General features: G+C 60.8%; 14 protein-coding genes and 2 pseudogenes. 5 read left to right on the top strand and 11 right to left on the bottom strand.

Annotation, left to right across the window (positions count from 1 at the left end; translation table 11 throughout):
- A pseudogene (locus tag FY112_RS04255) lies at positions 1–264 on the bottom strand (glycosyl transferase); the annotation flags it as partial.
- A 329-nt stretch (positions 265–593) separates the two neighbouring features.
- On the bottom strand, positions 594–908 hold the full coding sequence (locus tag FY112_RS36600) for a hypothetical protein (RefSeq protein WP_181018153.1): 315 nt from the start codon (positions 906–908) through the stop codon (positions 594–596).
- Between the two features lie 309 nt (positions 909–1,217).
- On the opposite strand from FY112_RS36600, the gene FY112_RS04245 reads away from it, so the two are divergent.
- A complete protein-coding gene (locus FY112_RS04245; RefSeq protein WP_151517785.1) occupies positions 1,218–1,904 on the top strand; it encodes a class I SAM-dependent methyltransferase in 687 nt (228 codons plus the stop codon).
- Between the two features lie 13 nt (positions 1,905–1,917).
- Positions 1,918–3,141: a hypothetical protein gene (locus FY112_RS04240; protein ID WP_151517784.1), complete on the top strand. Its 1,224-nt coding sequence runs from the start codon at positions 1,918–1,920 to the stop codon at positions 3,139–3,141.
- A 76-nt stretch (positions 3,142–3,217) separates the two neighbouring features.
- Here the strand turns inward: FY112_RS04240 and FY112_RS04235 are convergent, their stop codons facing one another.
- Positions 3,218–3,727, bottom strand: a complete 510-nt coding sequence (locus FY112_RS04235) for a nucleoside kinase (protein WP_131623501.1) — start codon at positions 3,725–3,727, stop codon at positions 3,218–3,220.
- Positions 3,728–3,891: 164 nt separating this feature from the next.
- Between FY112_RS04235 and FY112_RS04230 the strand changes: the two genes are divergently transcribed.
- Together FY112_RS04230 and FY112_RS04225 are read left to right on the top strand one after the other, a co-directional pair.
- Positions 3,892–4,296: a hypothetical protein gene (locus tag FY112_RS04230; RefSeq protein ID WP_131623503.1), complete on the top strand. Its 405-nt coding sequence runs from the start codon at positions 3,892–3,894 to the stop codon at positions 4,294–4,296.
- Between the two features lie 228 nt (positions 4,297–4,524).
- Entirely contained in the window at positions 4,525–4,761 is a 237-nt protein-coding gene (locus FY112_RS04225; protein WP_151517783.1) for a hypothetical protein, read from the top strand.
- A gap of 75 nt (positions 4,762–4,836) precedes the next feature.
- Here the strand turns inward: FY112_RS04225 and FY112_RS04220 are convergent, their stop codons facing one another.
- Positions 4,837–6,411, bottom strand: a complete 1,575-nt coding sequence (locus tag FY112_RS04220; RefSeq protein ID WP_151517787.1) for a carboxylesterase family protein — start codon at positions 6,409–6,411, stop codon at positions 4,837–4,839.
- Positions 6,412–6,729: 318 nt separating this feature from the next.
- On the opposite strand from FY112_RS04220, the gene FY112_RS04215 reads away from it, so the two are divergent.
- The gene (locus FY112_RS04215; RefSeq protein ID WP_151517786.1) at positions 6,730–7,551 is read left to right on the top strand and encodes a phosphotransferase; all 822 of its coding nucleotides are present in this window, start codon (positions 6,730–6,732) and stop codon (positions 7,549–7,551) included.
- A gap of 245 nt (positions 7,552–7,796) precedes the next feature.
- Here FY112_RS04215 and FY112_RS04210 read toward each other — a convergent pair whose 3' ends face one another.
- The 7 genes and pseudogenes from FY112_RS04210 to FY112_RS04180 all read right to left on the bottom strand — a co-directional run bounded on the left by FY112_RS04210 (position 7,797) and on the right by FY112_RS04180 (position 10,416).
- Positions 7,797–8,390, bottom strand: a complete 594-nt coding sequence (locus FY112_RS04210) for a hypothetical protein (RefSeq protein ID WP_151517782.1) — start codon at positions 8,388–8,390, stop codon at positions 7,797–7,799.
- Between the two features lie 13 nt (positions 8,391–8,403).
- Positions 8,404–8,601: a helix-turn-helix transcriptional regulator gene (locus FY112_RS04205; RefSeq protein ID WP_094086521.1), complete on the bottom strand. Its 198-nt coding sequence runs from the start codon at positions 8,599–8,601 to the stop codon at positions 8,404–8,406.
- Positions 8,598–8,897, bottom strand: a complete 300-nt coding sequence (locus FY112_RS04200) for a GcrA family cell cycle regulator (RefSeq protein ID WP_027668500.1) — start codon at positions 8,895–8,897, stop codon at positions 8,598–8,600. Before FY112_RS04200 ends, FY112_RS04205 begins: the two co-directional genes overlap by 4 nt.
- Entirely contained in the window at positions 8,894–9,292 is a 399-nt protein-coding gene (locus tag FY112_RS04195) for a hypothetical protein (RefSeq protein WP_151517781.1), read from the bottom strand. Before FY112_RS04195 ends, FY112_RS04200 begins: the two co-directional genes overlap by 4 nt.
- The gene (locus FY112_RS04190; RefSeq protein ID WP_151517780.1) at positions 9,258–9,623 is read right to left on the bottom strand and encodes a hypothetical protein; all 366 of its coding nucleotides are present in this window, start codon (positions 9,621–9,623) and stop codon (positions 9,258–9,260) included. Before FY112_RS04190 ends, FY112_RS04195 begins: the two co-directional genes overlap by 35 nt.
- 51 nt (positions 9,624–9,674) lie before the next feature.
- Positions 9,675–9,951 (bottom strand): annotated as a pseudogene (locus tag FY112_RS04185) (sigma-70 family RNA polymerase sigma factor).
- 252 nt (positions 9,952–10,203) lie between these two features.
- Positions 10,204–10,416, bottom strand: a complete 213-nt coding sequence (locus FY112_RS04180) for a hypothetical protein (protein ID WP_151517779.1) — start codon at positions 10,414–10,416, stop codon at positions 10,204–10,206.
- Between the last annotated feature and the right edge of the window lie 53 nt (positions 10,417–10,469).

The following is a 10,469-nucleotide window of genomic DNA, read 5'->3' as shown; positions in this document are numbered from 1 at the left end:
ATAACAGCCGATCTCGAAAGGGTTCGGCCGGCGGCCGTGCTGGCGGAGATAGGATGCTTCGTCAAAGCCCGGATGCGGCAGGCTCAGCCCTGCCCCATCGACCGCCGCCACGCGCTCGAAGGCAAGGCCGACGCTTGCCAGCAGGCGCTCCATTCGAAACCTGCGCAACGGCGCACGGTCGAGATTGATCAGGTAGGTGTTCACCCGCAGGCTGACCGGATGAAGGGCCGGCATAAGGGCGGCAGGTGCGGCGCGCATGTTCATGAAAGAGCTGACCTTCGACTTGGCAATGATGGCGCCAAGCCTGCGCTCCAAACCTCACGGGGACCTCGCTGGAACTATACATTTTCGTAAAGTGCGGCGATGGAACGGCGGGGGCTGCATTCTTACGGATTGGTATGATCCCGGCAAAGGACACGTAACAATGTCGCGTTACCAGCTCTTCTGCGGCATGCAGTGGACGCCTCCCTTCCCGCGATCGAAACGACAACCCCGCGCCTTCGATGACGACAGCGACCCACTGCGTGCCGCGCCGCATGGGCCTTGGCAACCGGAGTCCTGGGGATCCGGCTAAGACGGCGGCCCGACCTCCGTCATTCCAGGCCTTGAGCCTGGAATCCATGCCCACGGCTGACGGAGGCGAGAGTGGATCCTCGGGTCAAGCCCGAGGAGGACAGAGCGGGGGTGAGTTTTGGAGTTGAGCAGGCGGGCCTGATGGCCGGTTGAGAACTTCTCTGACCGACGCGATCGTTAAATTGATGGACAGCCGGATCGTCTGGATCGCGCTTCCAGGCCGGCATCACCGATCCCTGCCTGATAATTTCATCATCGATCGTGTTCCGCCCAGTTGTGTCGACATCGTTTTTCAAGAAAAGTTGCGACATGAGTGAACACATCAAGATCGACATTGACGCCCTCCGCAAAATTGGGTGGGATCATTGGGACCCTATCGGAATTCGTCAGCTCGATGATTCAGCTTGGCGAAACAACGCAGCCGATGAATACGACACCTATCTCCTTCAGGCCGCCAACATGATCCTGCAGGGCGCAACATGCGAAACGGTTGCTGCCTATCTCGATGACATCATCTCCGACTCTATGGCGCTCGGACCTCCAAGCGAATCGCGCTTCCCTGCTTACGGCAGAAGCGATCTCGGCCCTATTTGCAGGTCGATCGAGCAAGCTTCTGACACACAGGCGTCTTCGAAGGAAAAATCTTGGCCGAGAATGATTATGATGCCTTCGCGGCGGCTTATGACGCCGATAACGAGGTCAATGCCTGGAATGCCTATTACGAGCGGCCGGCTATTCTTGCGCTGGTTGGCGACATCGCCGGGCTTTCCGTGCTCGATGCGGGATGCGGCGGCGGGGCGCATGCGGCAGCGCTGATCGAGCGCGGGGCTGTCGTAACCGGGATTGACGCCAGTGCGGGCATGCTTGAAATCGCCCAACGTCGCCTGGAAGGTCGCGCGCGCCTGCTAACGGCGGATCTCAACGAAGCATTGCCGTTTGCGGACAAAGCTTTCGATCTGATCCTTGCCTCGCTGGTCATGCATTACCTGCCCGACTGGTCGAGGCCCCTTTCGGAATTCAACCGGCTGCTGCCCGACGGCGGACGCCTGGTCTTTTCCACCCACCATCCCTTCATGGATCACGCCTCGACCGGCCGCGACAATTATTTCGAGACCTACAGCTTCGATGAGACCTGGCAACGCGGCGGAAAGGATATCACCATGCGCTTCTGGCATCGGCCGCTGCATGCCATGTTCGACGCGCTGAAGTCGGCCGGATTTCAGATCGACACCGTCAGCGAGCCTCAGCCCGATCCGCAAGCCCGCACGCTGTTTCCGCAGGCCTATCAGAGCCTGACGACCAAGCCGCGGTTTCTCTTTTTTCGGTGGTGAAAGCATGAAGTGCATGAGGCGCATTTTTCTCTGGGTGCTGGCGGCGCTAAGCCTAACCTTTGCTTCAGCGGCAATGGGTTCCCCGCAGTTGATCAACTGCACAGGCGACTGGACGAAGACCGTCGAGTCGCTCGAGCCCAAACCTGCCGGGCCGATGAGTTTGTCGCATATTCGTTGTCTGCGCATTACCCACAGCGGTTACCCGGTCTCGCTGTCGCCCGATGGAAGCAAGATATTCACCTTTCACGCCCTCAAAGGGCTGTGGGTCGGCGGCGTTGATCGAGCCGGTGCCGACTATACATTCCCCGTGCGTGTGTCCTCATCCATCTGGACGACAACGGTGCCCTTCGAATGGCTGGCCGACTCATCCGCGGTATTTGGCGTCGCTCAAGACAAAAACCGTGGAGGCTTCGCGCTTGCAGGCTTGCAACCGTACCTGTTCACGGCCACCGGGGGGCAGACACGCTTGCCTGTTCTGTCACATCCGAATGGACCGCTCGACGAAATCTTTTGGATCGGTGGCACCGGCTTGGCCTTTGCGACATTCGGCACCCGGGGTTCCTACTACAAGCCCGAGCACGAAGACCTACATCCGACGATAGCTCTCGTGGACGCCAAAGCGGGCCGGGTCCTTGATGCCGTTGAAACGCCAACGATCCCTAATCTGCCTGACTATAAGCGCTTTGTTGCGGCGTCTTCCCGGATCGACCGGAGCGGGCAGGCCCGTGTGCTGACAGCCTGGTTACCGGATACTTGGATGCTCTGGGATCAGGGCGACAAACCAAGGATTGTGCCGATCCACAATAAGGCAGAGCATCCACGCTACACCCTTTCCATGGATGGAAGCAAAGTGCTGATCATGGGAAATCTCAGCGCAACCGGATGGATTTGCGAGTTTCGAACTCCCTGCCCGCCGCCAACGCCGCAAACGGGAGTGATCGCGGAGTTAAGGGAGGTGATCTCGGGTCGGTTGGTTTGGTCGATAACGGGGAAAGCCGATATCTTCTCCACCAGCCGCATCCCCGCGATCAGCCCAGATGATCGCTACGCTCTCATAACGATGCCAAGCGAAAAGGACTACGTTACCCTTGTGTCGATGATTGACGGCTCTGTTCTTCAGCACTTTCAAATGCCCGGTTGGGCAAACCCGACCCTTGGCTTCTCGCCGGACGGCAAAGAGGCCTGGATCACAGGCGGGTCGACAATGGCTACCTTCAGTCTCGCAACACGGCAATGAATTGTCGGACGCGCGGAGCCGGCTCCTTCCTCGGCTAGCGTTCCCGCAATAATCGATTCTCAACACTTTCAGGGCGTCAGGTGAGTTGAGCGAGGATATCGTCGACGACACTTGGGACGGTACCCGTCGTGTCGATATTGATGCCGATGGGAAGATATTCCCGGGTATGATGGTAGTGGAGCACCAGCGCCCGCTCGGCCGGCTCGAAGCCCGGCTCATTTGGCCGCCCATCCAATCGTCGGTTCAAGGTCTCAACGTCTATATCGAGCACGAAAACCTTATCGAAAAGGTCCAGGAATTTGTGGAAATTGCGCGAGCCGCCACAGAAGAAGGTGGCAGGATGGGTGGTGTCGGCAGCAATAGCGCGGACCTTGTCGACAGGCCAGATCCAATGGGCGTATCCCCAAACGATGCGGTCCGCGCCTTCGGGTGGTCCTGCGAGTGCCTGGCCCGTCTCGGGGTCGCCGACATAGGCCAAGACCCGGTCACCATGAACGACATGGTAGCCCCGCCGCTCCAGTTCGGTAGCGACAGACGTTTTCCCAGTGCCGGAACCGCCTTCGATCAGATAGTTCTTGATTCCCATAGGCGCCGCTTATCATGGACTTCGATCTGGTGAAAAGACACTCTACCTGGGAACGCTTCGCCAACGAAATGACGGCGCGGTATCATAGCGGTGCAAGCTGACATTGCGACTTCCCCGGAAACCACTACTGTTTGGGCAGGCGACTGCTCAACGGAGTGTTCGATATGGATGAAGAAATTTCGGATCGTGTGATTGAACAACGGTTGCGAAATCGAGTGATCGACGCCATCGAAGTTCTCGCTCGGGGAAACGAAGGGCTCATTGAGGTCAATTACAATGAGTTCTTTTTAGCGTTTTACGACTGCTGGGATAATGGACGGTTGATCAGGTGGCCAAATAACGCGTTCACGGACGAGGAAGAACAGACCGTCAACGACCTGGGGGGAATGTTGGAGGGCATCACGACAGAAACACTGCACTTCCAAAGCGAGGCGGAATACATCCAATCAGGATGCGCTGAACGGATCAAACCAGTGGCGCAGCAAGCTCTGAAGTTGTTTCTGACGCGAGGCCGATTTAGCGAGGATTGCGAGGAGCTAACTCCAGCTCTCAATGCATCCCAAACATAAACCGAAACTTCCGCTTTCACTCTCGTGAACTACATGGACAAAAAGCAAGTCTGCATTGATCGCTTCTGGCGCTTTGCGGTGACGTTTCGACCGCAAACCCGGCGGCGGGGCTGCTTCTGGTGGTTCATCTTCGAAAGTGGACGAAATGTTCCAATCCATTGTCACCCATTGACGTGAACAGGTTTCACCCCAATACGGTCAGGCCAGCCAGACGACAACAGGAGTGCAATCGTGAGCGAACCAACCGTAGCAGATGCAACAAACCGCATTTATGAGTCGCTCCAGGCGGACAACGTCGACATCGACGTGCATATCGCGACGCTCAAGGCAGCGTTAACGCGGGCGGGTTTAAATGAGGCCGTATTCGACCCGGCTAGACTCGTGCAGAATAACCGTTCCGGCAGGAAGCGAATGCAGGCCTACTTCCGGCAGCGCGGTGTGATGGTGAAATTCTCAGCCTCGTGAAGCCTTCCAGACGGCTTCGCACCCCCCGCTGAATGGCGCGACAACGGTGCCAGAATTCGGGCGGCGCCGACCCCGTCACTGCTTGTTCTTCCAATATTTTTGCCAGAGGTCGAGCCTCAGCTTCAGCGGATCTGCTCCGAACGTCACGCCGTGATTGGTGAAGTCGATGACCCTGTGGACGAAGGGGTCGTGGTGAGGCCATTTTGGCCGTGAGCCTCCATTGGGGTCACCGCTCGTTGCAAATTGGACCCAGTAAGCACTCGCCAATGTGGCCATGGCCCAGTCGGCAGGCGTAACCTTGTCTTTCACCAGTGCGTCTGGAATGTTGAGCGTATAGGGAATTTCGAAGCCGTGCAGAGTGCCTTTCCATGTCGGATCGTTACGGAGGGCCTCGGCGACATAGGAGAAACGATACCACCACGTCGGCTGACCAGCGCGGATCATCTCGTCAGCGAGGTGGCGGGATGGTTCAACAAGCGTTTTATTGGCCAGAACCTGCTGCTTCAGTTCATCGAGCGTCTGTTGGCCAGTCGGATCGTAGAGGGTGCGGGCTTCGGCGGCATGGTTCCCGAACAGCGCGAAGAGATCGTCTTTCGTCGCGGCTTCACCAAGACCGAGATCTCGATTATTTGCCCCGACGATGACGGGAACCGGCGCCTGCCGGCCTGCCGCAAAAGCCGCTTCCGGCGTTTCGAGCAAAAACCGTCCGTCAATGATCGGGCCTGAGACGCCGATGACGGGCTTGCCGGTCGACATTCCCTCCAGCACGTCATGTGCCGATGCGCCTTCGGTCAGCTTTTCCGCAGGCAGCGCCCGAAGGGCGGTGAGAGCGTCGGCATCGCTTCCATTGATACCCAGAGAAGCCGCATAGTCCAACGCGGTTTTCTCTGCCGCTGTCAAGGGTGATAGAGGCGTGCTCTCAGCACGCGCGGTAGGCAGACCCGGTGACTGTAGGATGGCGCCGCGGAAAAGTCCCCGTGACAATGGCGATATCATGTGCGCCATCACCGAGCCGCCACCGGCCGACTCTCCGAATAGGGTCACTTTCTTCGGATCGCCGCCGAAGGCTTCGATATTTTGCCGGACCCATTTCAAGGCTGCGAGCTGGTCCATGTAACCATAATTGCCGACGGGCTCGTCAGGGGATTCCTTCATCAGCGCCGGATGGGCAAAGTATCCCAATCGGCCTACACGGTAGTTCATGCTGACGAACACAACTCTCCGGGAGGCCAGCTGGTCACCGGGATACTGAAGGGTGTTTCCCTGGGCAAGAGCGCCGCCATAAATCCAAACCATCACCGGCAGGGCTGTCCGGGGACGCTTGGCGGGTGTCCAGACATTGAGGGTCAAACAATCTTCTGACTTCGGCAGGTCACCGGCCTGCATGCAGGACGGACCGAAATCGCGGGCGTCCTTGGTACCGCTCCATGTCTCCGTTGGTCTCGGATTGCGCCATCTCAGATCACCCACCGGCGGTGCCGCATAGGGTATGCCTTTGAAGCTGACGACCGTGCCCGACCTCTCACCCTTCAGCATTCCGCTGCCGATGGTAACGGTGTCGTCTGCCGCGCCCAATTGTGGCGCCAACGTCAGTTGACACGATGCGACGGCCAAAAAGAGCAGGAACGTGCGACGGCCGTCCACAAACACTGCACTCTCCAGCGCCAAGTTGAGACAATTTGGAAGCAAAATACTCCCATGGAGCGGCAACGAAAAGGGGCATGGCCTATGCATGGCACGTCCCCTCGCCCGATCTACCGGGGCCGAAGGGCGGGTCGAGACGAGTGGCTCTCGACCCCGGCAAGACTAGGGCGAGGGGCAGCCCTCGGCATGAACCGGATAGCGCGGGAGCCCGGGCTTTCGCGGCTATTGCCTGCGGCGATCATCGATGACGCCGGTTCGACGCTCCTCGCCTTTGCGGGTATCTTCTCCGTTGACCCGTCAGTTCGCCCTCGCCTAATCTCGGGTATGGACGAGCCAGAAATTCCACTTATCGGCGGCAAGGATTCGAACGTCGTGCGCATAGGCGAAACGGTGCGGCGTGGCGGACGTGCGTGGTCTCCCGCTGTTCTCGACCTGCTGCGACACGTCGAGCGCCAGGGCTTTGATGGGTCACCGCGTGCGCTCGGCCTCGATGATCAGGGACGGGAAGTCCTCACCTATATCGAGGGTGAAGTCGGCAACGGCGAAGCCTTCCTTCCCGTTAAAGGCGGTCGCTTCGACCTCCGCCTTCCGGATTATGTCTGGCGCGATAACGTCCTCGAGCGCCTGGGAAAATTGCTGCGATCCTACCACGATGCTGCAGCCAGCTTCTTATGGAGAGATCGCGAATGGCGCCTTGAAGCCCGCCACCCTGTTGAAACGGTCTGCCACAATGACTTGACGCCGTGGAATACGGTCTTCCAGGCAGGGCTCCCGGTGGCCTTCATCGATTGGGACGCGGCAGCGCCGGGACCGCGCTCCTGGGACCTTGGCTTTGTTGCCTGGCGCTGGGTGCCGTTCTGGCGTGACGAGAAATGCGAGGCGCATGGCCTGCGAACGGGCGTTCGCGAGAAAGCCCGGCGCTTTCAATTGCTGCTCGATGCCTACGGGATAACGCCGGAGATCGGCATCATGCAGGCCGGAATCGAACGGGTTCGGCAAATGCAGCAGCATATGCGCAACCTTGCTGCAGCGGGCTCCGCATGGGAGATGGAACTGGCCAGCCGTGGTGTGCTTGATGAGGGGATGCTTGAGGTCGCCTGGATGGAAGAACATGCGATGGACCTGATTCAGCGCCCGCGCGGATGAGCTCGAGCCGAGCAGCGGCGTCCGGCGCAGGTATTCGGGTCGATCGGCACGGTTCTGGCGAAAACACATGCCCCACCCTCCGTCATCCCAGGCCTTGAGCCTGGGATCCATGCCCGTTGCTGATGGAGGCCGGTGTGGATCCTCGGGTCAAGCCCGAGGAAGACGGAGGGTGGGGTGAGCTCTGCGGCAAGTACAGCGATGGCGGATGGGATGTACGCGAATTTCGCGTCCGTCGCCCCACTCCATCACCCACCCCTCGCCCCCCGCAGCGCCGTCAGCCCCCTGCGCAGCCACAGCAACTGCTGCGGCGGCATCTGGCGCAGGTGGGCGTAGTCCATCACCGTGACGTTATAGACCATGCTGCGCACCTGCGGGCCATCAGGGCTGCGGAGAAGTATCCCCTGCAGCGCCATCATGCGGTTGCTGGCCTTGCGGGCGCGGTCGGCGAAGGTTTCGGTCTGCTCGCCCTCATGGCCTTTGACGGAGAACAGCGATTGCGCCCTCGGGCTTGGGGCCGGGATGCCTGTGGTCTTGTGGTAGCGGGCGATGGCCTCGGCATAATCGTCGCCGGCCTGGCGCTGCTCGGCGGTGATGAGGCCGTCGAGGAACATGCGGCCGAGGGTGTAGCCGGCAAAGGGGCTTTTGACCGTCTCGTCGGCAACCGTGCGGCCGAAGCCGTGGATGCGCCTGCGGGCTGATATCGCCACGCTGATATTGTCCTTCTCGGTTTCGAAGGGCTTGATCTTGCCGCAGGGAAAACGCTCGACATTCTCCTTGCGCGGCCGGCCGGCGCCCTTGTTTGCCCGTCCTGACTTCACTTTGGTGGCTTTGCCGCCCATGCTGATCGTCCTTCTATCGAATGATGCCGTTTCTGAGTGCCGCGGCGACCAGCGCCGTTTCCTTGAAGACGCCGAGCTTCATCTTGGCGTTGGCGATGTGTGTGTTCACGGTGATCGGCGAGATGCCGAGAATGGTGCCGATCTCGCAGGCGGTCTTGCCCTCCGCCATCCAGCGGATCACTTCGGTTTCGCGTGGGGTCACGTGGCTCATGGCTCCGCAGGCCCATCGATGCTGGGCACCCGCGGCATCGTCACATGCGCGCCCGACAGCGTCACCCGCGTCACGCGGTCGGGGTGGCGGATCGGCTGGACGGGCGGGCCTGCCTTGGGATGCGGATGCCAGGTGTCCTGCCTCGAGGGGAACCTGTCGCGGTTGCGATGCGCCATGTTGATGACGGTGTTCTTCTTCGAGCCGAACAGGTTGGCGATTTCTCTCGCCGACAGCCCTTCCTTCCAGAGCTTTTCCGCCTTGACGATCTTGTCTTCCGTCCAAAAGGTGATGGTCACTTGGCTGCCTCCTGTGCATCGCGCGCGGCGCGGGCAATGATCGGGTTGTCGGGAAACATGCGGGCGAGCTCCCGCTTGGCGTTGTGGCTGCCATTGGCCGCATCGCGCAGCAGCTGCATCTTGTAGGCCGGCACTTTCGGCCGCGGCACCTCGGGCTCGGCTTCCAGGCGCGGCCGGCGCTCAGCCTCGATCGCCGCCTGCTGATGGCGGCACTCTTCGGCAAAGCTTGCCGAGCTCGGGGCAAAGGCGCGGTTATGGTCCCTGACCTGGCCGGAGATGAAGCGTTTGGCGGCCCGCCAGACCGCCTCTGCCGGCAGGCCCTCGCCGGCAACGAGATAGGCGCGGATCTGCATGTCGGGATCAGTGCCTGCGGATGCCGGGAAGCCAGAAAGCATCCCCGAAATGATCTTCACCAGAGGGGAAATCTCGTGCGGCATCCACTGCTGTCCTTCTCATGCTGCTGTTGATCGACCCGGCCTCCCTCGCCTTCTCCTTGAGGTACCAGTCGCATTTGATCGCCTGCCAGCCGCGGAAGATCTGCATCTCGGCGGCGCCGACCGGATCGCCGGTCATCAGATATTCCCTGGCCTGCATCCGCGCGGCGTAAGCTGTCAGCGGCTTCTTCAGCGTGCGCTTGCGATGTTCGATGATCGCTGCCGCCAGCTCCTCGCCCAGCACCGGGCGGAGGATGTCCATGATCTCCTCACTCACCGTGTCCTTAGCCATGCGATGTGCCTTTCCCGCTCGATCCAGTCCCGACCCCATGAATGGTTGGCTTCAAACCCGTGGCCTCCGTCGCCCGCCGGGCAAAATTGACCAGGGCGCCGGGGCTCGCGGGGCGGCGGGCAAACCGACGGATCTCGCCGGCATGGTCTTGCTGGGCGGTGTCGCCCTTTTCCGCGCTTCGAAGCCGGTGGATTTCGCTTTCCACCGAGGGCACCGACGTCCCGAGAATGGCGGCGATCTCGATATAGTCCCGGCCAGTGCGGAAGAGCTCGAGCGCGTTCATGTGCGTGCTTTGCTGCGCTGGCGCGGCCTCGACCTGGAAGCTCATCGCTTGATCCTTCTTTCCGATTTCGAACGCGGTCCGCCGTTCCCGCCGGAGCGGGTGGCTCGTCCCGTGCTTGATTCAAATTCATCGATGACGACCGGAGCCGGCTCTTGCGCGAGCAAAGGCTCCGGTCGTCTGCCAGGCCGCCGCCTGGGTTTCGGGTACGACATCGTCGCGCCGGTGGGCACGACACAGTCGCGCCCGGGGATGCTGGCGTCGCCGAGGGAGGGCAACGACGCCAGCCACCGATAGCCGTCAGGGAGGGGCTGGGCTATCGGGGTCGGGGATCGGCAGAGCGCCGGGCGGGATCATCGCTTCCCGCATCTCTTCCGGGCGCGTCGGCCGATCGCAATTCTCGCAGTGGCGCTCGATCACCTCGGCGATCGACAGCGCCTTTGCGCAGATCGGGCAGCCGGTGTAGCGGCCGCTCGGTCGCAGGATCTCGCGGGCGGAGGTGGCGATGGTCATAGCGATTCCACCTCCCGGTTGGCGTTCAGCACCTGCTGCAGGGCCTTGGCGAG

Source organism: Rhizobium sp. PEPV16 (assembly GCF_008919455.1).
GTDB lineage: Bacteria > Pseudomonadota > Alphaproteobacteria > Rhizobiales > Rhizobiaceae > Rhizobium > Rhizobium leguminosarum_Q.
The sequence above is the reverse complement of the archived record's forward strand: the minus strand, read 5'-3'. Positions and strand labels throughout refer to the sequence as shown.